This is a genomic window from Massilia orientalis, from assembly GCF_030411975.2.
GTDB lineage: Bacteria > Pseudomonadota > Gammaproteobacteria > Burkholderiales > Burkholderiaceae_D > Telluria > Telluria orientalis.
This window is the reverse complement of the sequence record NZ_JASNRB020000016.1, coordinates 1-24,767: the sequence shown is the minus strand read 5'-3', so window position 1 is coordinate 24,767 and position 24,767 is coordinate 1. Positions and strand designations below refer to the sequence as shown.

Below are 24,767 nucleotides of genomic sequence, written 5' to 3'. Positions count from 1 at the left end.
TCCATCGGGGTGGTGTTTCTTCTGTCGGCTCACCCGCCGTGAGGCAGTCCGAGGTTCTGGTTGGCGGGGACGGCGATGTCGATCAGTTTGGGTTTCGGCAAATTCAGCTCTCCCATCAGTTTAATGAACTCTTCCCGGCTGCGGTTGGCGAGACGCGCGTTGTGGCGCTTCTCCCAGCCGACCGTCGACACCGACTGTCCCTTGTAGTCGTGACCTGGCCAGACGCGCACATCGTCGGGCAGGGCGAAGAGCTTGCGGGTTACGCTGTCGTACAGGGCGTCGGCGCTGCCGCTCTGGAAGTCGGTGCGTCCGCACCCGTCGATCAGCAGCGTGTCGCCGGTGAACACATTGCCGCGCCAGAGATAGCTCATGCTGCCCGCGGTATGGCCGGGTGTATGGATCACCTCGATCATTTCACCGTTGCCGAACGTGAGAACGTCGCCGTCGTTGAGTTGCATTTCGGCCGGCGCGATACCGCACCCACTCGGCACCGCCGCCTTGGCGCCGGTCAGGTCCCGTAGTTCGCCGGCCGACGTGACGTGGTCGGCGTGCGCGTGCGTTTCAAGTACGTAGGCCAGCTTCAGGCCGAGCCTCTCGAGATGGCGCAGATCGCGCTCGAGCTGGCGGTCGACAGGATCGACGATGACCGCTTCGGGACTTCCCGGTGCCGAGAGAATATAGGTGAAGGTCGATGACTCGGTGTCGAACAGCTGAATTGGATTGAGATGCATGGCGTACTCCATGGGCGTCGTGTGGTGCTTACAGTAATGTCTTGGCGATCATGCCGACAGCGACCACGGCGGATACCGTGGCGAAGGCTCTTTGCAAATGTGGGCCGGACAGCCGCGCCGACAGCGTGCGGCCGCCGAACATCCCTGCCAGCGCGCCGGCGGAGAATGGTAGAGCGATGCCCCACGCGAACGTGCCGCTGGCCGCGCTGGAGGCGACCCCGGCCGCCGAGATCAGCGCGATGACGGCCAGCGACGTCGCCACCGCCGACTGCATCGCCAGGTCGGTATGGCGCTGCAGCGCCGGCACCATCACGAAGCCGCCGCCGACGCCCAGCAAGCCGGACAACAGGCCGGCAATCGAGCCGGACAGGGCGAGCGCGCGGGCGCACGGACGGGTCCAGATGAAGCGGCCCGTCCCCGCCCCGCGCTGGCAGACCGGCCGGCGTGCTGCTTCTTCTACCGCAGCGCGATGGCCGGCGCGCGTCTTGCGAAACGTGTTCAAGGCGACATACAGCAGCACCAGCGCGAACAGCACGCCGAGCCAGCGATTGTCGATGCGGTGCGCCAGCCACAGTCCTGCAGGGGAGAACAGCATACCCGTCATGGCGATCAGGAGGGCGGCGCGATAGCGGACCACTCCGGCGCGCAGGCCGAGGAGGGCGCCGAGGGTGGCCGCCATCCCGACCGCCATGAGGCCGATCGGTCCGGCCTGCGCCACGCCGATATGGGTGCCAAATACCAGCAACGGCACCGCGAGGATGCCGCCGCCCGCCCCGGTCAGTGCCAGGATCAATCCGACCGCCAGTCCGAGTAACAGCGAAGTCAGCATCGCACGGCTCCGGTTATGCGGCGCGCGTCCTGGCCGCGGCGACGCGCCGCTCCAGGAATTCGAACATGACCATCCCGGTGAGCATGGCGCCGGTGAAGATCAGGACCTTGCTCCCGCCCGCGGCCAGCGACGCCAGTGCGGGGCCCGGGCAGAAGCCGGCCAGCCCCCATCCAGTGCCGAATGCCAGGCTGCCCAGGACCAGGCGCCGGTCGACCTGCCTGACGGTCGGCAGGCGCATGGCCTCGCCCAGCATCGAGCGCTCACGCTTGCCGGCGAAGCGGAAGGCGACGAGCCCGATCAGGATCGCACCGCCCATGACGAAGGCCAGCGACGGGTCCCAGCTACCCGCCAAGTCGAGAAACGCCTGGACCTTGGCCGGATCGGTCATGCCCGCGACGATCAGCCCGATCCCGAAGACCAGGCCGACGATGAATGCGCTGACGATTTGCATGATTTATTCCTCCTCAAGCGGCAAGGTGCCGTATGACGAACACGGTGACAAACCCTGCCAGCATGAACGCGGCAGTCGCGACCAGCGAGCGCGGCGACAGGCGGGACAGGCCGCACACGCCGTGGCCGCTGGTGCATCCCGACCCGTAGCGGGTGCCGAGGCCGACCAGCAGGCCGGCGGCGATGAGCGTGCCGTCGCCGGCTTCAATATGGGCGGCGGGCAAGGTCCGGAACAGGCCGTAGAGCAGGGGAGCGGCCACCAGCCCGGCCAGGAAAGCGACGCGCCAGGCGATATCGCCCTGCACCGGGCGCAGGAGACCGCCGAGAATGCCGCTGATGCCGGCGATCCTGCCGTTGAGCAGGACGAATGTCGAGGCGGCCAGTCCGATCAGCAGCCCCCCGGCCAATGCTGTCCAAGGGGTAAAGTGGGTCCAGTCAATCGTCATTGTCTTCTCCCAGTGGTTGGACACAGTACAGTTGGTAAAGCACCTGCAGCACCGCGGTGGCTTCCTTGCTCGCGAGGCTGTAGTAAATCTGCTTGCCCTCACGGCGGGTACTCACCAGCTGCTCCTCGCGCAGTACACCGAGTTGCTGGGAAAGCGTGGGTTGCTGGATGCCGAGCTTGGATTCAAGATCGCTGACGCAGAACTCACCCTGCGTCAACTGGCACAGCAGCAATAAGCGGTCCGGATTGCCGAGCACCTTCAGCAAGGCGCAGGCCCGTGCGGCGGCGGCCTGCATGTCCTCCAGGTTGAATTTGTCTTGGTCGTGCGCCACAGGTTGACTCCTCAATTTCAATATAGCCGTGAATATTATATTGATTTACGATATATATTTCAATAGAATGATTTCATCGGCGATGATTTTCATGAAAGGGGACAAGATGACGGGCAACCGGTTCGAGGACGCGGCAAGAGTCTGGGACGAACGTTATGACACGTCGGAATTCGTTTTTGGTACCGAACCAAACAGTTATCTCGCCAGGCATGCGCCTCTTCTGGAGGCTGGCCAGCGTGCCCTCTTGGTAGCGGACGGCGAAGGGCGCAACAGCGTTTGGCTGGCCAGGCAAGGATTGCTCGTGGACGCCTTCGACATATCGTCGACGGGCGTTGCCAAGGCCCGCAGACTCGCGCGCGATGCGCGGGTGTCGGTCAACTACCAGGTAGCGGACTGCACCACGTGGTCCTGGAGTCCGGATGCTTACGACGTCATTGCCGCCATCTTCATCCAGTTCGCCGATCCGGCGCTACGCGTCCGGATCTTCGCCGGAATGACGGCCGCGCTCAAACCGGGAGGGCTGCTCATCTTGCAGGGGTATACGCCAAAACAGTTGAAATACAACACGGGCGGGCCGGGCGTCCTCGATAATCTGTATACGGAGCAGATGCTGCGCGCGGCATTCGCATCGCTCGAGATCCTGGAGCTCGAAGAGTACGAGGCCGAACTCGGCGAAGGGAAGCGCCATGCGGGCCTCTCGGCGCTCGTTGGGATGGTTGCGCGCAAGTCTGCACTTCCTTGAAAGGTTGTTCTCGCGCGGACAGTTGAGTATGCTGGCCAAAGCTTGTCTTTCTAGTCTCACTCTACTAAAGGCAAAGGCTGATGAAAATCAAAGTTTTGGAAACCGAACGCGAGAAGTGCCAACGCGTCGTTGCACTACTTGAAGACATGGCTCGCGCTACCGGTGTGTCGATTGATATCGCAGAGGTCACGGACAGGCAAGACATCGAGCGGCTGGGTGCGACCGCGACGCCAGCCATCCTCATCGATGGCGCGCTCGTCCACGGCGGCAGCATGCCAACACGCGATCAGGCGGCAAACTGGCTCAAGGCGAAAACGCCGGGTTTCCTGGATAGGCCGACCCGGCACCTGTTTTTTACAGGTAAAGGAGGCGTCGGCAAGACGTCGCTGTCGACCGCGACGGCGCTGGCGCTCGCCGATGCTGGGAAAAGGGTGCTTCTCGTCAGTACCGACGCCGCATCGAACCTCGACGAAATGCTGGGCATCGAGCTTCGCAACAAACCCTCTCCGGTGCCCGGCGCACCGGGATTGTCCGTGCTGAACATCGACCCGGACGCGGCCGCCGAATCGTATCGCCGACGGGTCCTGGCACAGATGGACGCCAGCGCCAGCGATACAGACCGCGCAACTGTGCGTGAACAATTGTCCGGCGCTTGTACTACGGAGATCGCTTCGTTCGACGAATTTGCCTCCCTGCTGTTCGACGCAGCCGATGACTACGACCATGTCGTGTTCGACACGGCGCCGACGGGGCACACGCTACGCTTGCTCAGCCTGCCACAGGCGTGGAGCGGTTTTCTGGCCGGTAACGATCGTGGCGCCTCCTGTCTTGGCCCGCATTCGGGCTTGATGATGCAGGAAGTACGCTTCAAGACTGCGATGGATGCCCTGACCGATCCGGGCCGGACGACAATCATTCTGGTCGCCCGCGCCGACAAGAGTGCGATTGTCGAGGCGGCGCGCACGTCGGAGGAATTGCACACGCTCGGCCTGAACAACCAGCGTCTGGTGATCAATGGGGTGTTCCACGCCAGCGATCCCGACGATATGGTCGCGGTTGCCATCTGGACTCTGGAACAGCGGGCATTGGATGAGATGCCGACATGCCTGCAATCATTACCGCAAGATCAGGTGCCGCTGCGATCGTTCGACACGGTCGGGCTTGCTGCCTTGCGTGCGCTTTTTACGGCAAATGCGAGCCCGGCCATCAAGAGCAATGCCGCCAATGATCCCATCGAGCCGCTGCCCGGCCTGGACGCGTTGGCCGACGAGCTGGCACTTGCCGAACACGGTTTGATCATGGTGATGGGTAAGGGCGGGGTGGGCAAGACGACCCTGGCCGCCGCCTTGGCGCTCGGCCTGATCCGACGCGGGAAAACCGTCCACCTCAGCACCACGGATCCGGCAGCGCACCTTGCCGGCACGTTGGATGCGGAGGTGTCTGGTCTGCATGTCGATCGCATCGACCCGAAGGTTGAAACCCAGCGCTACATCGCCAAGGTGATGGCAAGCAAATCGTCGGGGTTGAATGCGCAGGAAAAAGCCTTGTTGCTGGAAGATTTGCGCTCGCCGTGCACCGAAGAAGTAGCGGTTTTTCACGCCTTCTCGAAAATCGTCAACGAAGCCCGGAGTGCCTTCGTCGTGCTCGACACGGCGCCAACCGGGCACTCCCTGCTGTTGATGGATGCTACCGGTGCCTATCATCGGCAAACGCTGCGCGAATTCGAGGGCCTTGGCAGTGGACGCGTGACCACGCCCTTGATGCGGCTACAAGATGGAACCTACACAAAGATCATCCTGGTGACCTTGCCGGAAGTGACGCCCGTTTCGCAAGCAGCGGCGTTACAGGACGACTTGCGCCGCGCCGGCGTCGAACCCTATGCGTGGGTGATCAACAAGAGCATACTTGCTGCCGGCACGCTTGACCCGCTTCTACAGGCGCGGATGGCCGGCGAGCGCGAGCAGATGAGACGCGTGGCTGGTGGATTGGCAGAGCGTTTGTTCGTCGTGCCCTGGCGTACTACGCCACCAGTTGGCAACCTCGAGTTATCCAGGCTGGTCAGTAAACCGCAGGACAAGGAAGATGCTGACGACGGGCGGCCAGCGTCCGTTCACTGACATTGTTGCCGCATCATTTCCATGTGTTGTCGGCGCATCTCGGGAGACATAGCTTGCATGTTTCGTTCCATCATCGCTTGCCGAGCCTGCTCTGTCGGAGCGTCGCGCATGCCGCGGTACATGGCGCACATCGCATCCTTATCCATCATCGGCTGTCGTTGCGTAGAGGCGGTGGCATTTCCGCAATCCGTCATCGGGCAGCTGCCATTGCTTCCTGTCATGCCGGCGCCCATCATTCCGCCAGTCGACTGGGGGCCACCCGGTAAGCCATTGCCAGCGGTTTCTGCAGATTGATCCGCGTGATGCCGACCATGGTCGCCGTCAGGACTGGCACACGCGACAAGGCCCGCTGTCGCGAGCAATCCAAGCATCACTTGAAAAGAACGGGGCCGTTTGATTGACATGTTCGCGCTCCTTGTTCTGACGCCGAGGTGTGCGCTTAACATACTCTTTCATCGCGGGCGGGGCAAGGATTGCGACAGCATGCTTTAACGTGAGATGGCGGCAGAGACCTCGATGCGGGATAATCCTGTCTTTGGATGGCTACTGAACCATGCATTCATAACTAATTTGAGTTTGAATTAAGTCAACAGCCACGAATGTAATTTTGAGATATTGATGAAATACCGCAAGCGAACTTTAAGTACGGCGCCCATGATGGACTGGACCGACCGCCATTGCCGCGTCTTCCACCGCCAGATCACGCAACACACCTGGTTGTATACAGAGATGGTGACGACGGGCGCCCTGATCCATGGCGACGTCGAGCGCCACCTGCGCTACGACGACGTCGAGCATCCCATCGCGCTGCAGCTGGGCGGCAGCGATCCCGTCGATCTCGCCAAGAGCGCGAAGCTGGGAGAGCAGTGGGGCTATGACGAGATCAACCTGAATTGCGGCTGCCCGTCCGAGCGCGTGCAGAAGGGGGCGTTCGGCGCCTGCCTGATGCAGGAACCGCAACTCGTCGCCGATTGCGTGAAGGCGATGCGCGACGCCGTCAGCATCGACGTCACCGTCAAGCACCGTATCGGCATCGATCACAACGAAGAATATGGCTTCGTGCGAGATTTCATCGGCACCATCGCCGACGCCGGCTGCCGCACCTTCATCGTCCACGCGCGCAATGCCGTGCTGAAGGGGCTGTCGCCCAAGGAAAACCGCGAGATCCCGCCGCTGCGCTATGAAGTGGCGTACCAGCTGAAGCGCGAATTCCCCGACCTCGAGATCATCATCAACGGCGGCATCAAGACCGACGACGAGATCGCCACGCACCTGCAGCACGTGGACGGCGTCATGATCGGCCGCGAGGCATACCATAATCCCTACGTGATGGCCGGCTGGGACGCCCGTTTCTATGGCGACGCAACCCCGCCGAAAACGCGCGAGCAGGTGCTGGAAGCCATGATTCCATACATCCGCGCCGAGCTGGAGCGCTACGGTCCGCTGGGCCTGCGCCTGAACAGCATCACGCGCCACATGCTGGGCCTGATGGCCGGCCTGCCGGGCGCGCGCGGCTATCGCCAGTTGCTGTCCGATTCCCGCCGCCTCGCCGCAGGCAACCCCGACCTCCTCCTCGAAGCCGCCGGCAAACTGCGCCTCGCCGCGTAAGCGCCGCGTAAGGTTGACTTTTAGTTATTTTGCTACCCCGGTTGCATGAAAATGGCCGGGATGTTCAAAATCCGCTACAAAAAATGTTGCAAACTTTTAATCGTTTGCAACGTTATCCTTGCCCTATAGCAAGAATAGACCCATAATCTGGGCTCTTCTCCTTGCATGACATCTAATCCTGTTGTTGTGGTGAAACATAATTACAGCGGTGCATGTTTTCTGTCTGCAAATCGTCGTTTTGATTTATCCTGACGGAAATACGTAAGTCCACCGGGAAGATGGACTTTCCGTAACAAAAGACAAAGACTCCGGAGCGGGTCTGATCACTTGAAACAGGGAAGATAAGGAATGAACTTAGCAAACATGAAGGTCGGCGTGCGTCTGGGCCTGGGTTTTGCCCTCGTGCTCGTGCTGCTGGTTATCGTTACCGTCGTCGGCATCCTGCGCATGGCGCAGATCCAGAACCGGCTCGACCACGTCGTGAATGTCAACAATGTCGTCACCCGCCTGGTCGTCGACATGCGTAACAACGTGAGCGAACGCGTCACCTCGCTGCGTACCCTGACCCTGATGACGGACCCGGCCGACATGGAGCCGGAACTGAACCGTTTCAAGGAACAGACCGCGAAGTACGATGCTCTGCAACAAAAACTGGCAGCTAAGTTCTCTGAAGAAGCGTTGCCTGAAGAAAAATCCCTGCTGAACCAAGTAAAAGAAGCCGAAAGCGCCGCCATGCCGGCCATCGCCAAGGCATCGGCACTCTACCTGGCCAATAACGCGATGGACGCCACCCGCGTGATGGTCAAGGAAATCCGTCCTGCCCAGAAGAAGTGGCTGGACGGGCTTGACCAACTGGGCAGGCTGGAAGACAAGCTGAACGCGCAGTCCCAGGTCGACGCGGAAGCCGCCTTCGCCAGCGCCCGTAATTTCATGCTCGTGCTGCTGGCCCTGGCCGTCACACTCGGCATCCTGGCTGCCACCGTCATCACCCGCGGCCTGCTGAAGCAGCTGGGCGGCGAACCGGACTACACCGCCAAGATCGCCGGCAGCATCGCCGAAGGCGACCTGTCGATCGCCATCGACACCAAGTCGTCGGATCGCGGCAGCCTGCTGATTGAAATGAAACAGATGCGCAACAGCCTGGTCGACATCGTCAGCCAGGTCCGTCGCGGCACGCATACCATCACCACCGCATCGCGTGAAATTGCAGCCGGCAACACCGACCTGTCGTCGCGTACCGAACTGCAAGCCAGCTCGCTGGAGAAGACTGCGTCGGCGATGGAAGAACTGACGTCGACCGTGAAGCAGAACGCGGACAATGCCCGCGAAGCGAATCACCTGGCCGCCACCGCATCGGACGTGGCACGCAAGGGCGGTGAAGTGGTGTCGCAGGTTGTCGGCACGATGGGCGAGATCAATAGCTCGGCAAGCAAGATCGCCGACATCATCGGCGTCATCGACGGCATCGCCTTCCAGACGAACATCCTGGCACTGAACGCCGCCGTCGAGGCAGCCCGTGCCGGTGAACAGGGTCGCGGCTTCGCCGTCGTCGCCTCGGAAGTGCGTAACCTGGCCCAGCGTTCCGCAGCGGCCGCGAAAGAAATCAAGCAGCTGATCGGCGACTCCGTCGAGAAGATCGGCCGCGGCAGCAAGCTCGTCGGCCAGGCCGGCGTGACGATGGAAGAAGTCGTCGACAGCGTCAAGCGCGTGACCGACATCATGAGCGACATCGCCGCCGCCAGCGCCGAGCAGAGCGCCGGCATCGAACAGGTCAACCTGTCGATCATCGAGATGGACGGCATGACGCAGCAGAACGCCGCACTGGTCGAAGAAGCCGCCGCCGCCTTCCAGAGCCTGCAGGACCAGGCCGCGGAACTGCAGCGCGTCGTCAGCATCTTCAAGCTGGCCGAAGGCGAGGAGCAGGCCATCGTGGACGCACCGGCGCCGGCCGCCGCCACCGCCAGCCGCGCCGTCGTCGTCCGCCCGGCCGCCAAGCCGCAGCTGAAGAAACCGGCCGCCGCGAAGGCCAAGAAGCCGGCCCAGCAGGAACGTGCGGCGGATGCGCCGGCATCGACCGCGAAAAAAGTCGCAGCGGCAGCCGCCAGCGACGACTGGGAAGAATTCTGAGCCAGGACGGCTCGTCCAGCGCCGGTGGAGAGCACCGGCATCAAAAAAAACTTTGTTTTACGGGGGTAATAAAAATGTCCAATAAGAAATTTGCTGTGAGCCTCGTCGCTCTGCTGGTCTCGGGTATCGCTGGTTCGGCTTTTGCAGGCGAAACGCCGGCGACGTTCGATCCGTCCAAATGCAAGGTCGAATATCCGAAAGCGTCGCTGATGAACGAAGAGCAGGGCATCACGTCGATGTCCTTCCTCGTCGCCGCCGACGGTTCGGTGGCCGATTCGAAGCTGGAGAAATCGAGCGGCTTCAAAGGCCTGGACAAGGCTGCAATGAAGGGCCTGTCGGCCTGCAAGTTCAAGCCAGGCACCAAGGATGGCGCACCGGCCCAGACCTGGACCAAGGTCGACTACGCCTGGAAGCTGGACTGATCGTCTGGCGGGTGCCGGCCGGCCTGGCTCGGCGCCCCAGGTGAGGCTCTGCGTCCCCGGCATCTTGGCCGGGTGCGCGCGAGACCTGGGCCTGGCGGCATCCAACAGCTCGAAAAGGGCGTCCCCGCGGGGGCGCCCTTTTTGCATCCTGCCTCGTGAAACTCTGAAAATCTGAAAATCTGTTACCGGCCTGTTGCGGCATGTATCGGTTGTAAGCGCCCGCTTCAATCCGGCAAATGCAGGCGGCGAATCGCTATAGTGGGTCTCACAGCGCAACTTTACCGCGCAACCAAAGGAGAACCACCATGAAACGCATTCTCGCTGCTGCCGCCCTTGCCATCGTCAGTTCTGCCGCCGTCTTGCCGGCGCAGGCGTTCGCCCGGGATGTCGTCGTCGTGCGCACCGCACCGCCGCCGCCGCGTCACGAAGTCGTGCCGGCCGCGCGCCACGGTTACGAGTGGGCGCCGGGCTACTGGAACTGGAACGGCCACCGCTACACCTGGGTGCGCGGCCATTGGGAACGGGTCCGTCCGGGCTATGTCTGGCATCGGCCGGAATGGCGCCAGGGCGACCGCGGCTGGCAACTGGAGCGCGGCGGCTGGCGCCACGGCGACCGTGACGGCGACGGCGTGCCGAACCGCGTCGACAACCGTCCCAACAATCCGCACCGCTCATGACGAGCAATTAGTCGAGCGGCGCGCCGTCCTCGAACATCTCGCTCGCCATCCGCGCGAGATCGTTCATGCCGCCGCCGGACGCGAGATGGGCGCGCAGCCAGCGCGCCTGTCCGCCGTCGTTCATCAGATGCTCGATCACCTTGCACGCCTTGCCGAAGCCGGGGTCGGTCGAGCGTTTTGCTAGTCGTTCGAGGTCGGCGCGGATCGCTTCTCCGATGGGCATCGACGCGCCCGATTCCGGATCGATCCACGTCGCCTCGACGCCGTCGCGCGCCGCATTGAAGCGGTTCCAGATGTACAGTTCGCGGCTGCTGCTGGTCGGCCAGCGTCCCGGCTGGTCCGCCCATTCCAGGCACAGCTCGCGCGCATAGCACGCGAGCGCCGCCGCGTATACGGGTTTCAACGGCGTATCCAGCACGCGCAGTTCGATCGTCCCGTATTCCGGCTTCGGGCGCACGTCCCAATAAAAGTCCTTGATGCTGTTGACGATGCCGTGGCCGGCCAGCTGGTCGAAGTGGGCGCGGAAATCGTCCCACGTGCGGATGTCGTACGGCAGGATGCCGCTCATCGGGAACGCGCCCACGACGTTGCTGCGCGAGCTGCAGAAGCCCGACACTTCGCCCTGCCAGCACGGCGAATTGGCCGACAATGCGATGAACAGGGGGGCGCGCTGCGTGAGCCAGGAGCACAGGCGCATCGCCTCGTCCGGCGTCCCCGCGCCGATGTGCACGTGCATGCCAAACACGGTAAACAGTTTAGCCAGATAGCCGAACTTGCGCTCCGATGCGAAATAGCGTTCCTTCGGGTAGATGCGCTGCTCGTTCCACTTCTGGAAAGGATGCGCGCCGCCGCCCGAGATCGAGGCGCCGACATCGAACGCGGCCCGTTGCACCGTCGTGCGGATGTGTTCCAGCTGCTCGGCCGCCTCGTCGAACGAGGTGAGGATGGCAGTCGCCACTTCCAGCATCGACGTCGTGATTTCCGGCGTGTGCACCCACGGCTTGTCGTGCTTGTCCAGCAGGCGCAGGATGTCCGGTGCGGCGGGGAACAGGTCGAACGTCAGGCGGTCGAGCACCATCAGTTCCAGTTCGATGCCCATCGTGCCGATCGTGGACGCCTTGAAGTCGGGCAGGTAGGCCGGACCATTGCCCGACACCGCTTGTGCCTGGGCGTCGGCTTTCAGCTTGCCCAGCGCTTCGTCATTCAGTAGTTCGCTCATTGCGCGCCTCCTCGATAGGTTTCGCCGGCCAGGTGCAAGCCGAGCCACGTGAGGCCGGGCGCCAGCAGGACGTTCAGGGCCAGCAGCGCGCCCATGACGGCGGTGGACGTCGCATCGAGCCCGGTGTAGGCATTCAGGGTGTTGTCCACGACGAGACCGCCGTAGCTCACCAGGGAACACATCGACAGGGCCATCGCATGCTGCTTGCGCATGTCCCACGCCGTGCCCGGCCACAGGGCCAGGCGCGTGGCCGCGATGCGGACCGCGAACACCGTCAGCGCGGCCATGATGGTCCAGCCGTGCAGCAGCGCCTGCAGGTCGACGAGCGCCGCCGACATCAGGAACAGCAGCACGTAGCCGATGTCCTGCGCCGTCTTCAACTGCGCCTGGAACACGTTGTCGCGCTTCTCCGCATTGCGCAGCAGGACCCCCATCAGCAGCAGCGAGAGCAGGGCGCTCGCGGACATCACGGAACACAGGCCCAGGTCGATCAACAGCGCGGCCAGCAGCATGCCGGGACGCAGCGTCGCCGGCACCTTGCACAGCCGCGTGGCCAGCGCATACACGCCGTACGACAGCACGGCGATCAGGGCGCCGATCACGAGCTTGCCGCCCTGGCGCATCAACTCCGTCCAGAAACCGCTGTCGGCGTCCTGGCCGTGGCTGCGCGTCCATGCGAGCGTGATGCCGAGCGCCAGCAGCGCGACGAAGTTGGAGAGTCCGACCATGTTCGACGTCGCGAACGTGCTCGTGCCGCTCGCGTTTTCGTCCGCCACCATCGAACTGTGGATGACGGGATTGACGGCGATGAGGATCGAGCCGATGAAGATCGCGGCGCCCCACGGCAGGCCGAAGAGGCCCAGCGTGACGGCCGCCGCGGCGCCGCGCGCCAGGGTCGCGAGCAGCAGACTGGCGCCCTGGCGCCCGCTGCGCAGCAACCACGCGAGGTCCATCTTGCGGCCGACCTCGAACAGCACGAGCGCCGCGGCGCCGTTGAGCAGTTCCTGGAACTGCGTCAGCAGCGCGCGGTCGATGAAGCCGGCACCGTTCGCGCCGAGCAGCAGGCCCGCGATCACGGCGCCATACAGTTTCGGGATGCGGAAACGCTGCAGGGTCAGTCCGATCACGAGCGCGACCATCAGGCCGGCACCCAGCACGGCCAGCGGCGACAGCAGCCAGAAGGGCGAGTACAGTTCGTCATTCATGGCGCACCTCCCACGCGTGGGCCAGCGCGGTCAGCTCGTGCCCGATCACGTCGGCCCGCTGCTTCGCCAGTTCCTTTTGACGCTCCGCCGATGCCGGCGCGAGATCGCTGACGATGCGCGCGCGGACGATGCCCGCGTCGTCGCGCAGCGGAATCCACAACTGCCCCTTGACGCTGGCGCCTTCGCGCCACACGGCGATGAACTTCGCACCGGTGCGGTCACCGGGACGGCCCGGCTCCAGCAAGGTAAAGGGCTGCAGCCACTCGGCATTCGGGAAGCGGCGCGCCAGCAGCACCTGCATGCCGCTGCGCTGCTCGAGCCGCGCATCGTCGCGCGAATAGGGCAGGTGGATGCGCGTCTGGCTGATGCCCGAGGTCTCGAGTCGCAAGCAGGTCTTGTCGGACACCCAGCGCCACGTGTCGCCATCGAGCACGCGCGGCTTGCCCGCCGACGCATCGCGCCACGCGACGAACAACGGCGCCGCCGCCGGCAGCGGACTGCCCGCATCGATCGCGTGCGCGGCCTGCTTCACATCGTCCCAGTGGCCGGCCTGCCAGGTGCGCGTGTCCGGTTTCTCGGACGGCTGCCAGCGCCACAGCGCCGCCGACCATTGGCCATCGTCGCCGCGCCATATGGCGGCCAGTTGCCGGGATTCGGGTGTGTTCGTGGTCACGGTGCGGCCGGACCAGGCGTTGTTCCAGGGCGGCGCGTCCGCGTGGATCGCCTGCGTGAGGCGGTGCCATGCGATGGCGGCCGGCGGCAGGCAGGTGGCGGTCGGCGTCGGGATGCTGCGCCAGTACACCATTTCCACGCGCTGGCTCCAGGCGCACTGGCGCGTGGTCGGTTCGCCCAGGCCGGAAAGCGCCGGGGCGACGGGTTGTTCGCACGTGCCGGGATACGAGCCGCTCAATTCCCGGAAGTCGGCGATGGCAGGTGTCTTTGGCGCCGCCGGCTTGCGTTTGGCCGCATGCGCTTGCGGTGTCAGGATGACGCACAGCGCGCACGCGGTCGCGAGCAGGCGGTAGCGGCGCGATGGTCGTGTTGGGGTCATGAAGATCGGCCCTCATTGAAAGGCCTCGATGCGGGCCGGCTGGAAGCTTGGATCCGTCCGGCGCGCGGAGGCGGGCGGTCGCAACGCGGCTCGTCCGGCCGGCGTCTGGACCCGTTGAAAGAGTGGATGCTTCACGCATCCGCGATGCGACGGGGCCGCATGGCGGTCAGGTCAACGTGATGCCTGCCGCTCGTTGTTATGGGGGTGTATCGGGGCCAAGTATAGGGCAAATGATTCATTTGCTCAAATATGATTAACGTCAGTACATTTCTGACGTGCATTTTAGACGATGTGCAAGATGCTCGGCGTACGGTTGGTGAGGAGAATCGAGTTCGCGATCCATGCCTACGTCAGCGGTGTCGGTCAAACGCCGAATGTGAAGGAAGCTCGGCGCATCCCATCCCGGGCAGGTAGCGTTCGAATTCCTGTGCAGCCTGAGCAGGGCGGGAAATGAAAAAAGCCGCGAAGCTTGCGCTTGCGGCTTTTTCGAATTCTGTGGGGTGGCTGATGGGACTCGAACCCACGACAACAGGAATCACAATCCTGGACTCTACCAACTGAGCTACAGCCACCACTGTCTTGCTTGTTGTCTCGTTGTTGCCGAGACAGAACGAGATTATATAGGGTCATTCGCATTCTGGCAAATCGAGTTTTGCCCAGCAGTGCGAACGGCCGTCACGCCTCGCCGAACGTTGCCTCGTGCACCGGCGGATCGATGCCGATCAGGCTATTGAACGCGGCCGATAGTGCGGTGGCGCTGGCGCTGGTCCAGGCTTCCAGTGTGCCCGGCGCATCGCCAGAAGGGGAGCGCAGCAACCGTCCCGCATCCAGCAAGCGCACCAGTTGCCGCGTCACGGCGTCGCCGGTATCCACCAGCGTAACGGCACGCGCGCCGGCCGATGCGATCACGTCCTCGATCGCGGCGCGCACGAGCGGGTAGTGCGTGCAGCCCAGGACGAGGGTGTCGGCGCCCTGGTCGAGCAGCGGCGTCACGTAGCGCCGCAGCAGGTCGCGCGTGCCTTCCGTGTCGCCCAGTTCGATACGGTCGACGAGGCCGCGGCACGGCTGCAGCAGGAATTGTGCGTTCGTCGCTTCCGTGATCTGGTCGCGCAGTTGCAGGAACTTGGCGCCGGCCAGCGTGCGTTCCGTGGCCAGTACGCCGACCTTGCCGCTGCGCGTGGCCGCCGCCGCGGGCTTCAGGCCGGGTTCCACGCCGACGATGGGCAGGTCGGGGAAGGTGTCGCGCATCAGGCGAACCGCGGAAATGGTCGCCGTGTTGCAGGCGACGACGATGGCCTTGACGCCCCGTTCGACGAGGAAGCGGGCCACCGCCAGCGAACGCTCGGCGACGACCTGTTCGGGCTTGTCGCCGTACGGTGCGAAGCCCGTGTCGGCCACGTAGATCAGGTGTTCGTGCGGGAGTTGTGCGCGGATGTGGCGCAGGATCGAGAGGCCGCCGAGGCCGGAGTCGAAGACGCCGACGGGGGCGTCTTCGGGGTGTGCTTGGGTGTTCATGGGGGAGATGGTAACCCGGCAGGAAGCGTTGCGGTATTGCGAGTGAAATTGGGTCCCCGCCTCTGCGGGGACGACGTGTGATGCGTCGCCCCTGCGCCAGGCAGGGGCCCAATTTCGTGCGCTTAAGCCGTCGCGACCGGAATACCCTTCAGCGATTCGATCTTCGCAGCCCACTCCTTCGGACCGGTCTGGTGCACCGACGTACCCGTCGCATCGACGGCCACGGTGACGGGCATGTCCTTGACCTCGAATTCGTAGATCGCTTCCATGCCCAGGTCTTCGAAGCCGACGACCTTCGCCGACTTGATCGCCTTCGACACGAGGTACGCGGAACCGCCGACGGCCATCAGGTAGGCCGACTTGTGGTTCTTGATCGACTCGATGGCGGCCGGGCCGCGTTCCGCTTTGCCGATCATCGCGATCAGGCCCGTCTTCTCGAGCATCATGTCGGTGAACTTGTCCATGCGGGTCGCCGTCGTCGGGCCGGCCGGGCCCACGACTTCGTCGCGCACCGGATCGACCGGGCCGACGTAGTAGATCACGCGGTTCGTGAAGTCGACCGGCAGCTGTTCGCCCTTCGCCAGCATGTCCTGGATGCGCTTGTGCGCCGCGTCGCGGCCCGTCAGCATCTTGCCGTTCAGGAGCAGGGTCTGGCCCGGCTGCCAAGATGCGACTTCTTCCTTCGTCAGCGTGTCGAGGTTGACGCTCTTCGATTTCTGCGTGTCCGGCGTCCAGTTCACGTCCGGCCAGGTCGACAGCGCCGGCGGTTCGATGTACGACGGGCCCGAGCCATCCAGCACGAAGTGCGCGTGACGCGTGGCGGCGCAGTTCGGGATCATCGCGACCGGCTTCGACGCCGCGTGCGTCGGGTACATATTGATCTTCACGTCCAGCACGGTCGTCAGGCCGCCCAGGCCCTGCGCGCCGATGCCCAGTGCGTTGATCTTGTCGCACAGTTCGATACGCAGCTCTTCCAGTTTATTTTGCGGGCCGCGTGCCTTCAGTTCGTACATGTCGATGTCTTCCATCAGCGACTCCTTGGCCATCAGCATGGCCTTCTCGGCGGAGCCGCCGATGCCGATGCCCAGCATGCCCGGCGGGCACCAGCCGGCGCCCATCAGCGGGACAGTCTTGAGGACCCAGTCGACCAGCGAGTCGGACGGGTTCAGCATGACGAACTTGGTCTTGTTCTCCGAGCCGCCGCCTTTTGCGGCGACCATCACGTCGACGGTGTCGCCCGGGACCAGTTCCATGTGGACGACGGCCGGGGTGTTGTCCTTCGTGTTCTTGCGCTCGAAGTGCGGGTCGGCGACGATCGAGGCGCGCAGCTTGTTGTCGGCGAAGTTGTACGCGCGGCGCACGCCTTCGTTGACGGCGTCCGTGATCGAGCCGCTGCCGAAGCCTTCGAAGCGCACGTTCATGCCGATCTTCAGGAACACGTTGACGATGCCGGTGTCCTGGCAGATCGGGCGCTTGCCTTCCGCGCACATGCGCGAGTTGGTCAGGATCTGCGCGATGGCGTCCTTGGCGGCCGGGCTCTGCTCGGCCTCGTAGGCGCGCGCGAGGTGCTGGATGTAGTCGGCGGGGTGGTAGTAGCTGATGTACTGGAGGGCGCTAGCGACCGATTCGATCAGGTCGTCCTGTTTAATGACAGTCATGTGGGTCTCGCTGTGGGGTCTTGGATTACGGAGGAATCAGTGGTGCTTGTTGTCACTCTGGGTATTCATCATGATCCGGTCGGTGTAGGCGATCGCCATCGCCGACAGCAGGAACACGACGTGGATGCAGGTCTGCGCGATGATCGTCTGCGCATCGTAGGACTTGGCGTTGATGAACGTCTTGAGCAGGTGGATCGACGAGATGCCGATGATCGCCATCGCCAGCTTGGTCTTCAGCACGGACGCGTTCACGTGCGACAGCCATTCCGGCTGGTCGGGATGGTCTTCCAGGTACATGCGCGACACGAACGTCTCGTAGCCGCCCACGATCACCATGATCAGCAAATTCGAAATCATGACGACGTCGATCAGGCCCAGCACGACGAGCATGATCGTCGTTTCGTTCAACTTGTCCGGCAGCGGCGCGCCCGGCACGGCGACGGCCTGGAAGATGTGCTGCAGCGCGGCTTCGTTGCCCATCGCGGCCAGCACGAGGTCCTTCAGTTCGACCCAGAAATGGAACACGTAAACGCACTGCGCGAGGATCAGGCCGAGATACAGGGGCAGTTGCAGCCAGCGGCTGGCGAACATGAAACTGGCGAGTGCGCTGCGTTTGCGTGCGCTGGAGGATGGTTGCGAATCGAACATCTATGCGGGCTTTCCAATGCGGCGGCGGTCAGGACAGCTCAACATTCTACACCCGCCGCGCCTTGCCGGCACGGCGTCGTGGTATGCCGAAGGTTGATAGAATGGCCAGCGGGGATGCCGCCTTGGGCCGTGTAAGGGCTCAGTAAGCGTGAGTGCTTAAGGTGTTAGGCAAAATTACTACATCATCTAATAGGAGACTAGTATGGCCGAGAACGAGACCCAACAGCAGGGACTGCAGGAAAACCGCGTCTTCCAGCCGCCCGCACAATTCACCGCCAATGCCGCGATTTCCGGCATGGATGCGTACAACAAGCTGTGCGACGAAGCCGCCAGCGACTACGAAGGTTTCTGGGCCCGCCTGGCGCGCGAAAACGTCGCCTGGCACAAACCCTTCACGCAAACCCTCGACGAATCGAATGCGCCGTTCTACAAATGGTTCGCGGATGGCCAGCTGAACGCGTCGTACAACTGCCTGGATCGCCAGATCGAGAACGGCAACGGCGACAAGACGGCGATCATCTTCGAAGCGGACGACGGCACCGTCACCCGCGCCACGTACCGCGAACTGCACGAGCGTGTGTGCAAATTCGCCAACGGCCTCAAATCCCGCGGCATCAGGAAGGGCGACCGCGTCATCATCTACATGTCGATGTCGATCGAGGGCGTGGCCGCGATGCAGGCGTGCGCGCGCATCGGTGCGACGCACTCCGTCGTGTTCGGCGGCTTCTCCGCGAAGTCGCTGCAGGAGCGCATCATCGACGCGGGCGCCGTCGCCGTCATCACGGCCGACGAGCAGCTGCGCGGCGGTAAATCGCTGCCGCTGAAAGCCATCGTCGACGAGGCGCTGGCGATGGGCGGCTGCGACACGATCCGCGACGTCATCGTCTACAAGCGCACCGGCGGCAACATCGCCTTCCAGGAAGGCCGCGACCTGTGGCTGCACGACCTCGTCGACGGCCAGAGCGGCGAGTGCGAGCCGGAGTGGGTGGATGCGGAACATCCGCTGTTCATCCTCTACACCTCGGGTTCGACGGGCACGCCGAAGGGCGTCCAGCACTCGACCGGCGGCTACCTGCTGTGGGCCGCGCTGACGATGAAGTGGACCTTCGACCTCAAGCCGGACGACGTCTACTGGTGCACGGCCGACATCGGCTGGGTGACGGGCCACACCTACATCTGCTACGGCCCGACCGCGGTCGGCGCCACGCAGATCGTGTTCGAAGGCGTGCCGACGTTCCCGAATGCCGGCCGCTTCTGGGAGACGATCGCCAAGCACAAGGTCAGCATCTTCTACACGGCGCCGACGGCGATCCGTTCGCTGATCAAGGCGTCCAACACGGACGAGAAGGTGCATCCGAAGAACTATGACCTGTCCAGCCTGCGCCTGCTGGGCACCGTCGGCGAACCGATCAACCCGGAAGCGTGGATGTGGTACTACACGCAGATCGGCGGCCAGCGCTGCCCGATCGTGGACACCTTCTGGCAGACGGAAACCGGCGGCCACATGATCACGCCGCTGCCGGGCGCGACCCCGATGGTGCCGGGTTCCTGCACGTTGCCGCTGCCGGGCATCATGGCCGCCATCGTCGACGAAGCCGGCCACGACGTGCCGAACGGGCAGGGCGGCATCCTCGTGGTGAAACGTCCGTGGCCGTCGATGATCCGCACGATCTGGAACAACCCGGACCGCTTCCGCAGCGCCTACTACCCGGATGAACTGGGCGGCAAGTACTACCTGGCCGGCGACGGCGCGATCCGCAACAAGGACACGGGCTACTTCACCATCACGGGCCGCATCGACGACGTGCTGAACGTCTCGGGCCACCGCATGGGCACGATGGAGATCGAGTCCGCGCTCGTGGCGCACCCGATCGTGGCGGAAGCGGCGGTCGTCGGCAAGCCGGACGAGACGACCGGCGAGGCGATCTGCGCGTTCGTCGTGCTGAAACAGGCGCGTCCGACCGGCGAGGAAGCGAAGAAGCTGGCCGCCGAGCTGCGCAACTGGGTCGGCAAGGAGATCGGTCCGATCGCCAAGCCGAAAGAGATCCGCTTCGGCGACAACCTGCCGAAGACCCGCTCCGGCAAGATCATGCGCCGCCTGCTGCGCGTGCTGGCCAAGGGCGAAACCATCACCCAGGACATCTCGACGCTGGAAAATCCGGCCATCCTGGAACAGCTGAAAGAATCTGCCTGACCATTCGGGCGCGTGATCGGTTACACTGGTCACAGCAGAGTTGACGCCGCGCCGGGAGACCGGGGCGGCGTTTTTTTATGCGCGCCGCCATGGCGCCCGTTCTCGCGTGCCCGTGGACGTGGGAAAATACGGGCTCGTCCGTCTTCCATGCTTTCATGAACCCGCGCCAGCGCATTGCCCTTGCCATCGCCCTGTTCAACGAGCGCCGCTTCGACCAGGCCCTGGCCGGGATCGGCGACTTGCTGCAGGGCGACGAGGCGAACGTGGATGCCCTGAACCTGGCGGCGGCCTGCGCCCGTGCGCTCGGGCGGCCGGACGATGCCGAGGCGTTCTGGCGCAAGGCGCTGGCGCGCGATCCCGCGCACGCGGCCAGCTGGAACAACCTCGGCATCCTGTTGCAGCAGAGGGGACGCGGCGCCGAGGCCGGGGAGGCGTTCCGGCGCGCGTTGCAACTGCAGCCCGATTACGCCGAAGCCCATTACAACCTGGCCCTGTTGTATCAACAGGCGGGCGGACTCGAACAGGCCGTCGGCGCGCACGAGGCCGCGCTGGCCCTGCGGCCCCGGTATCCGGAAGCCAGCGCCAACCTCGGACTGGTGCTGGAGCGGCTCGGGCGCTTCGAGGAGGCGCAACGCCGCTTCGGCGAGGCCGTCGCGCACGACCCGGCCGACGCCGCATCCCTGCAGCACCGCGCCGATCTGCTGCACCGGCTGGGACGGCGTGCCGAGGCGGCCGAGTGCTACCGGGCGGCACTGCTGCTGCGTCCGGACAATGCCGAACTCCACAACAACTTCGCGGTGCTGTTGGCCAGGTCGGGCCAGCCGGAAGAGGCCGAACGGGAATACCTGCAGGCGGTCGCGTGCCGCCCCGGGTATGCCGACGCCTGGCACAACCTGGGCCTGTCGTACACGCAATCCGGCCGCTACGCCGAGGCCGAGGCTGCGCTGCGCACCTGCCTGCGGTGGCGCGCGCACGACCCGGAAGTCTGGAATTCGCTGGGCAACGTCTACCAGTACATGCAGCGTGACGATGACGCCGAGGCTGCGTATCGGCGCGCGCTCGCGGCCCGGCCCGGGCTCGCCAAGACGTTGAACAACCTGGGCACCCTGCGCCAGCGCCAGGGGCGTGCCGGCGAGGCCGAGGATGCGTACCGGCAAGCGATCGCCACCGACCCCGGCTATCCGGAAGCGCGTTGGAACCTCGGTTTCCTGCTGCTGGCACAGGGGCGGCTGGCCGAAGGCTGGCCGTGGATGGAGGCGCGGCACGATCCGGCACTGGCGCGTCCGATCGCCGTCAGGCCGGCGCCCGGTTTCCCGCTGTGGAACGGGGAGGCGCTGGACGGCAAGGCCATCGCCGTGTGGCCGGAGCAGGGCTTCGGCGACCAGATCCAGTTCGTACGCTACCTGCCGTTGCTGAAAGCGGCCGGCGCGCGGACGGTCACGCTGATCTGCCACGATGCGCTGCTGCCCTTGCTGCGCGGTGCTGCCGGCGCCGACCGCGTCGTGCCCATGAGCGAGGCGGGGCGCCTGGCGCCGCACGATTTCTGGGTTTTCATGTTGAGCCTGCCGATGCATGCCGGGACCACGCTCGCGACGATCCCGGCCACGCTCCCTTACCTCGCCGCGGACCCCGCGCGCCGCGCGTACTGGCGTGCCCGGCTGGATACGCTGCCCGCCGGGATGCGTGTCGGCCTCGTCTGGCGCGGCTTTGGCGGGCACGTCAATGACGCGAACCGCTCCCTGCCGGATCTGTCGGTCCTGGCTCCGCTGTGGTCGGTGCCGGGCGTCGCGTTCGTCAGTCTGCAGCGCGGCATGGACGGCGAGCCGCGGCGGGCCGGCCCGGACGGCCTTGACCTTCTCGAACTCGGCGCCGGAATCGCGGACTTCGGCGATACGGCGGCAATCGTGGCGGAGCTCGACCTGGTCATCTGCGTCGATACGGCCGTGGCCCATGTCGCCGGAGCACTGGGCAAGCGCTGCTGGGTGCTGCTGCCGGCCATCCATCCCGACTGGCGCTGGATGGAAGAACGCGCCGATTCGCCATGGTATCCGGGCGTGCTCCGGTTGTACCGCCAGCGCCATGCCGGTGCCTGGGACGAGGTCGTTGCTCGGGTGGCGCACGACCTTGCCGCCATCGCGTATTGACGCGCTGCGTCATCAAGTTACCAGAAGGTCTACTTTTCGTTGTTTCGACACACGAACTCTCATTTTCGTTTCGTTTTTTCGGGAACTAATATTCCCTAACGGCATTTTTGTCGCCGATAATCAATGTTTGTTGCTCTCCTCTCGTCCGGTCTTTCTGCTTTTACGGAATACATCACGCTGCCATGAATCACATCTATCGTCTCGTCTGGAACAAGAAACGTCGTATGCTCATGGCGGTCGCCGAAATCGGCTGCGCCAACGGCAAGGACACCGCGGGAACGACCCGCGGCCAAGATGCCGTGCCGGACGGGGGCTGCGCTTATTCCGGCGCCCGGACGCTCCTGGCGACGGCGTTGCTCGCGCTGTTTCCGCTCGTGTCGTTCGCGCAGCAGGGCATGTCGGACTACATTCCCGCTGGCACATCGGTGTCGGTGTCCGACGGCGACGGCTCGAATGCCTTGCTGACCGGCACCAACCTGACGAACGATGGCACGCTCGATATCACCGCCACGAATGCCGGCTCGCACCTCGTCAGCCTGTCGGGTTCCGGGACCGTGCTGATGGACGCCAGGACGCTGACCTTGACCGCCGCGGACGGCTTTTATCTCGGCACGCTGCAGGGTTCCGGCAGCCTGGTGGTCGCCGGCGGCTACGAGACGCTGGGCGGCGTGAACGTCCATGGGGGCGCCACCCAGATCGACCAATACGCGGGCCTGTCCCTGTCGGGTTCCGGCAGCATTGCCCTGTCGAGCGGCTTGCTCAATAACGGCATGTTCAATATCGGCGCCACGGACAACGGCGCCCAGGTGAACTCGCTGTCCGGTTCGGGGACGGTGTGGCTGGGCGGACAGACGCTGACGCTGACCAATGCTGGCGACACCTTTGCAGGCACGATCGCCGGTTTCGGCGGCGTGAACGTCGCGGGCGGCACGCAGGTGCTCAGCGGTACCAATACCTATTTCGGCACCACGTCGATCGACCAGGGCGGCGCACTGGCGCTGTCCGGTTCGGGCAGCATCGCGCTGTCCAGCGGTGTGGCCAACAACGGCGTGTTCGATATTGCCGCCACGGACAATGGCGCCCAGGTGAGATCGCTGTCCGGTTCGGGAACGGTGTGGCTGGGCGGACAGACGCTGACGCTGACCAATGCTGGCGACAGCTTTGCAGGCGTGATAGACGGTTTCGGCGGCGTGAACGTCGCGGGCGGCACGCAGGTGCTCAGCGGTACCAATACCTATTTCGGCACCACGTCGATCGACCAGGGCGGCGCACTGGCGCTGTCCGGTTCGGGCAGCATCGCTCTGTCCAGCGGTGTGGCCAACAACGGCGTGTTCGATATTGCCGCCACGGACAACGGCGCCCAGGTGAACTCGCTGTCCGGTTCGGGGACGGTGTGGCTGGGCGGACAGACGCTGACGCTGACCAATGCTGGCGAGACCTTTGCCGGCGTAATCGACGGTGTCGGCGGCGTCAACGTCGCAGGTGGCACGCAAGTGCTCAGCGGTGCCAATACCTATATCGGCGCCACGTCGATCGACCAGGGCGGCGGTCTCGCGCTATCCGGCTCGGGCAGCGTCGCGCTGTCCAGCGGCGTCGCCAATAACGGCGTGTTCGACATCACGGCCACGGATAACGGCGCCGACGTGCGCACGCTGTCCGGCTCGGGTGCCGTGCTGCTCGGCGGCCAGACGCTGACGTTGACCGATGCGCAGGACGTATTCGCCGGCGGTATCCACGGCTCGGGCGGGCTGACGATCGCGGGCGGCATCGAAACTCTGAGCGGTACCAATACTTATTCAGGCGCCACATCGATCGATCAGGGTGGCGCACTGGCGCTGGGCGGTTCGGGCAGCGTCGCGCTGTCCAGCGGCGTCGCCAATAACGGCTTGTTCGACATTGCCGCGACAAACAACGGCGCCGAAGTGCGCTCGCTGTCTGGATCCGGCGCCGTGCTGCTGGGAGGCCAGACGTTAACGTTGACCGATGCGCAGGACGTATTCGCCGGCAGCATCCACGGCTCGGGCGGCCTCACGATCACGGGCGGTATCGAAACCCTGAGCGGTACCAATACCTATTCAGGCGCCACATCGATCGGTCAGGGCGGCGCACTGGCGCTGTCCGGCTCGGGCAACATCGCGCTGTCCAGCGGCGTCGCCAATAATGGTGTATTCGACATCGCGGCCACGAACAACGGCGCCGAAGTGCGCACGCTGTCTGGATCCGGCGCCGTGCTGCTGGGCGGCCAGACGCTGACGCTGACGGATGCCGGCGATACGTTCGCCGGCAGCATCCACGGTTCGGGCGGCCTGACAATTGCAGGCGGCATCGAAACCCTGAGCGGTACCAATACCTATACCGGCGCCACGTCGATCGATCAGGGCGGCGGTCTCGCGCTGTCCGGCTCGGGCAGCATCGCGCTGTCCAGCGGTGTAGCCAACAACGGCGTGTTCGACATCGCCGCCACGAACAACGGCGCCGAAGTGCGCACGCTGTCCGGCTCCGGTGCTGTGCTGCTGGGCGGCCAGACGTTGACGTTGACGGATGCGCAGGACGTATTCGCCGGCGGTATCCACGGCTCGGGCGGCCTGACAATTGCAGGCGGCATCGAAACCCTGAGCGGTACCAATACCTATACCGGGGCCACGTCGATCGA

The 24,767-nt window shown here is 64.4% G+C and carries 21 protein-coding genes and 1 tRNA gene; 9 read left to right on the top strand and 13 right to left on the bottom strand.

Going from position 1 to position 24,767, the window contains the following annotated elements; genetic code table 11:
• Positions 1-29: 29 nt before the first annotated feature.
• Genes QPK29_RS23320 through QPK29_RS23300 form a run of 5 tightly spaced genes read right to left on the bottom strand, consistent with a single transcriptional unit; the run spans position 30 to position 2,751 of the window.
• Entirely contained in the window at positions 30-731 is a 702-nt protein-coding gene (locus QPK29_RS23320) for an MBL fold metallo-hydrolase (RefSeq protein ID WP_056123506.1), read from the bottom strand.
• Positions 732-759: 28 nt separating this feature from the next.
• A complete protein-coding gene (locus QPK29_RS23315; RefSeq protein WP_371768539.1) occupies positions 760-1,560 on the bottom strand; it encodes a sulfite exporter TauE/SafE family protein in 801 nt (266 codons plus the stop codon).
• 13 nt (positions 1,561-1,573) lie between these two features.
• On the bottom strand, positions 1,574-2,011 hold the full coding sequence (locus QPK29_RS23310) for a YeeE/YedE family protein (protein ID WP_371768538.1): 438 nt from the start codon (positions 2,009-2,011) through the stop codon (positions 1,574-1,576).
• Positions 2,012-2,024: 13 nt separating this feature from the next.
• A complete protein-coding gene (locus QPK29_RS23305) occupies positions 2,025-2,456 on the bottom strand; it encodes a YeeE/YedE family protein (protein ID WP_056123518.1) in 432 nt (143 codons plus the stop codon).
• Positions 2,446-2,751 carry an ArsR/SmtB family transcription factor gene (locus QPK29_RS23300; protein ID WP_200948756.1) on the bottom strand — a complete coding sequence of 102 codons (306 nt, stop codon included), beginning with the start codon at positions 2,749-2,751 and terminating at the stop codon, positions 2,446-2,448. Before QPK29_RS23300 ends, QPK29_RS23305 begins: the two co-directional genes overlap by 11 nt.
• Before the next feature lie 103 nt (positions 2,752-2,854).
• On the opposite strand from QPK29_RS23300, the gene QPK29_RS23295 reads away from it, so the two are divergent.
• Complete coding sequence (locus tag QPK29_RS23295) at positions 2,855-3,529, top strand: class I SAM-dependent methyltransferase (RefSeq protein ID WP_371768537.1); 675 nt, start codon at positions 2,855-2,857, stop codon at positions 3,527-3,529.
• An 80-nt stretch (positions 3,530-3,609) separates the two neighbouring features.
• Entirely contained in the window at positions 3,610-5,646 is a 2,037-nt protein-coding gene (gene arsA, locus QPK29_RS23290) for an arsenical pump-driving ATPase (RefSeq protein ID WP_371768536.1), read from the top strand.
• Here the strand turns inward: arsA and QPK29_RS23285 are convergent.
• Positions 5,640-6,050: a hypothetical protein gene (locus QPK29_RS23285; protein ID WP_371768535.1), complete on the bottom strand. Its 411-nt coding sequence runs from the start codon at positions 6,048-6,050 to the stop codon at positions 5,640-5,642. The two genes, arsA and QPK29_RS23285, sit on opposite strands and share 7 nt — an antisense overlap.
• Before the next feature lie 214 nt (positions 6,051-6,264).
• Between QPK29_RS23285 and dusA the strand changes: the two genes are divergently transcribed.
• The 4 genes from dusA (at position 6,265) to QPK29_RS23265 (ending at position 10,480) form a co-directional block, all read left to right on the top strand.
• Positions 6,265-7,254 (top strand): tRNA dihydrouridine(20/20a) synthase DusA, encoded by a 990-nt coding sequence (gene dusA, locus QPK29_RS23280; protein ID WP_371768534.1) that lies wholly within the window; start codon positions 6,265-6,267, stop codon positions 7,252-7,254.
• Between the two features lie 348 nt (positions 7,255-7,602).
• Positions 7,603-9,381: a methyl-accepting chemotaxis protein gene (locus QPK29_RS23275; RefSeq protein WP_371768533.1), complete on the top strand. Its 1,779-nt coding sequence runs from the start codon at positions 7,603-7,605 to the stop codon at positions 9,379-9,381.
• Positions 9,382-9,455: 74 nt separating this feature from the next.
• Positions 9,456-9,803 carry an energy transducer TonB gene (locus QPK29_RS23270; RefSeq protein WP_371768532.1) on the top strand — a complete coding sequence of 116 codons (348 nt, stop codon included), beginning with the start codon at positions 9,456-9,458 and terminating at the stop codon, positions 9,801-9,803.
• A gap of 305 nt (positions 9,804-10,108) precedes the next feature.
• Positions 10,109-10,480: a YXWGXW repeat-containing protein gene (locus tag QPK29_RS23265; protein WP_056131028.1), complete on the top strand. Its 372-nt coding sequence runs from the start codon at positions 10,109-10,111 to the stop codon at positions 10,478-10,480.
• Positions 10,481-10,487: 7 nt separating this feature from the next.
• On the opposite strand, the gene QPK29_RS23260 is transcribed toward QPK29_RS23265, so the two are convergent.
• The 7 genes from QPK29_RS23260 to QPK29_RS23230 all read right to left on the bottom strand — a co-directional run bounded on the left by QPK29_RS23260 (position 10,488) and on the right by QPK29_RS23230 (position 17,776).
• Complete coding sequence (locus QPK29_RS23260) at positions 10,488-11,699, bottom strand: YbdK family carboxylate-amine ligase (protein ID WP_056131032.1); 1,212 nt, start codon at positions 11,697-11,699, stop codon at positions 10,488-10,490.
• Positions 11,696-12,904: a cation:proton antiporter domain-containing protein gene (locus QPK29_RS23255; protein ID WP_371768531.1), complete on the bottom strand. Its 1,209-nt coding sequence runs from the start codon at positions 12,902-12,904 to the stop codon at positions 11,696-11,698. Before QPK29_RS23255 ends, QPK29_RS23260 begins: the two co-directional genes overlap by 4 nt.
• Positions 12,897-13,955 carry a hypothetical protein gene (locus QPK29_RS23250; RefSeq protein WP_371768530.1) on the bottom strand — a complete coding sequence of 353 codons (1,059 nt, stop codon included), beginning with the start codon at positions 13,953-13,955 and terminating at the stop codon, positions 12,897-12,899. Before QPK29_RS23250 ends, QPK29_RS23255 begins: the two co-directional genes overlap by 8 nt.
• Before the next feature lie 496 nt (positions 13,956-14,451).
• Positions 14,452-14,527 (bottom strand) — tRNA-His (locus QPK29_RS23245).
• 103 nt (positions 14,528-14,630) lie between these two features.
• Positions 14,631-15,470 carry a glutamate racemase gene (gene murI / locus QPK29_RS23240; RefSeq protein ID WP_371768529.1) on the bottom strand — a complete coding sequence of 280 codons (840 nt, stop codon included), beginning with the start codon at positions 15,468-15,470 and terminating at the stop codon, positions 14,631-14,633.
• A gap of 122 nt (positions 15,471-15,592) precedes the next feature.
• The gene (locus QPK29_RS23235) at positions 15,593-17,128 is read right to left on the bottom strand and encodes a fumarate hydratase (RefSeq protein ID WP_371768528.1); all 1,536 of its coding nucleotides are present in this window, start codon (positions 17,126-17,128) and stop codon (positions 15,593-15,595) included.
• Between the two features lie 36 nt (positions 17,129-17,164).
• Entirely contained in the window at positions 17,165-17,776 is a 612-nt protein-coding gene (locus QPK29_RS23230; protein ID WP_056131044.1) for a TIGR00645 family protein, read from the bottom strand.
• A gap of 202 nt (positions 17,777-17,978) precedes the next feature.
• On the opposite strand from QPK29_RS23230, the gene acs reads away from it, so the two are divergent.
• The 3 genes from acs to QPK29_RS23215 form a co-directional block, all read left to right on the top strand.
• Positions 17,979-19,970 carry an acetate--CoA ligase gene (gene acs / locus QPK29_RS23225; protein WP_371768527.1) on the top strand — a complete coding sequence of 664 codons (1,992 nt, stop codon included), beginning with the start codon at positions 17,979-17,981 and terminating at the stop codon, positions 19,968-19,970.
• Between the two features lie 155 nt (positions 19,971-20,125).
• Positions 20,126-22,114 carry a tetratricopeptide repeat protein gene (locus QPK29_RS23220; protein WP_400189839.1) on the top strand — a complete coding sequence of 663 codons (1,989 nt, stop codon included), beginning with the start codon at positions 20,126-20,128 and terminating at the stop codon, positions 22,112-22,114.
• Positions 22,115-22,296: 182 nt separating this feature from the next.
• On the top strand, positions 22,297-24,767 hold a 2,471-nt coding region (locus QPK29_RS23215; protein WP_400189838.1), incomplete at its 3' end, for an ESPR-type extended signal peptide-containing protein.

Coding starts and splice junctions, on each gene's coding strand:
- QPK29_RS23315 (WP_371768539.1), bottom strand. CDS start 1,560: ATGCTGACTTCGCTGTTACTCGGACTGGCGGTCGGATTGATCCTGGCA.
- QPK29_RS23270 (WP_371768532.1), top strand. CDS start 9,456: ATGTCCAATAAGAAATTTGCTGTGAGCCTCGTCGCTCTGCTGGTCTCG.
- QPK29_RS23235 (WP_371768528.1), bottom strand. CDS start 17,128: ATGACTGTCATTAAACAGGACGACCTGATCGAATCGGTCGCTAGCGCC.
- QPK29_RS23220 (WP_400189839.1), top strand. CDS start 20,126: ATGAACCCGCGCCAGCGCATTGCCCTTGCCATCGCCCTGTTCAACGAG.
- QPK29_RS23300 (WP_200948756.1), bottom strand. CDS start 2,751: ATGCAGGCCGCCGCCGCACGGGCCTGCGCCTTGCTGAAGGTGCTCGGC.
- QPK29_RS23295 (WP_371768537.1), top strand. CDS start 2,855: ATGATTTCATCGGCGATGATTTTCATGAAAGGGGACAAGATGACGGGC.
- QPK29_RS23250 (WP_371768530.1), bottom strand. CDS start 13,955: ATGACCCCAACACGACCATCGCGCCGCTACCGCCTGCTCGCGACCGCG.
- murI (WP_371768529.1), bottom strand. CDS start 15,470: ATGAACACCCAAGCACACCCCGAAGACGCCCCCGTCGGCGTCTTCGAC.
- QPK29_RS23275 (WP_371768533.1), top strand. CDS start 7,603: ATGAACTTAGCAAACATGAAGGTCGGCGTGCGTCTGGGCCTGGGTTTT.
- QPK29_RS23285 (WP_371768535.1), bottom strand. CDS start 6,050: ATGTCAATCAAACGGCCCCGTTCTTTTCAAGTGATGCTTGGATTGCTC.
- QPK29_RS23230 (WP_056131044.1), bottom strand. CDS start 17,776: ATGTTCGATTCGCAACCATCCTCCAGCGCACGCAAACGCAGCGCACTC.
- QPK29_RS23305 (WP_056123518.1), bottom strand. CDS start 2,456: ATGACGATTGACTGGACCCACTTTACCCCTTGGACAGCATTGGCCGGG.
- dusA (WP_371768534.1), top strand. CDS start 6,265: ATGAAATACCGCAAGCGAACTTTAAGTACGGCGCCCATGATGGACTGG.
- QPK29_RS23260 (WP_056131032.1), bottom strand. CDS start 11,699: ATGAGCGAACTACTGAATGACGAAGCGCTGGGCAAGCTGAAAGCCGAC.
- QPK29_RS23265 (WP_056131028.1), top strand. CDS start 10,109: ATGAAACGCATTCTCGCTGCTGCCGCCCTTGCCATCGTCAGTTCTGCC.
- QPK29_RS23310 (WP_371768538.1), bottom strand. CDS start 2,011: ATGCAAATCGTCAGCGCATTCATCGTCGGCCTGGTCTTCGGGATCGGG.
- arsA (WP_371768536.1), top strand. CDS start 3,610: ATGAAAATCAAAGTTTTGGAAACCGAACGCGAGAAGTGCCAACGCGTC.
- QPK29_RS23255 (WP_371768531.1), bottom strand. CDS start 12,904: ATGAATGACGAACTGTACTCGCCCTTCTGGCTGCTGTCGCCGCTGGCC.
- QPK29_RS23320 (WP_056123506.1), bottom strand. CDS start 731: ATGCATCTCAATCCAATTCAGCTGTTCGACACCGAGTCATCGACCTTC.
- acs (WP_371768527.1), top strand. CDS start 17,979: ATGGCCGAGAACGAGACCCAACAGCAGGGACTGCAGGAAAACCGCGTC.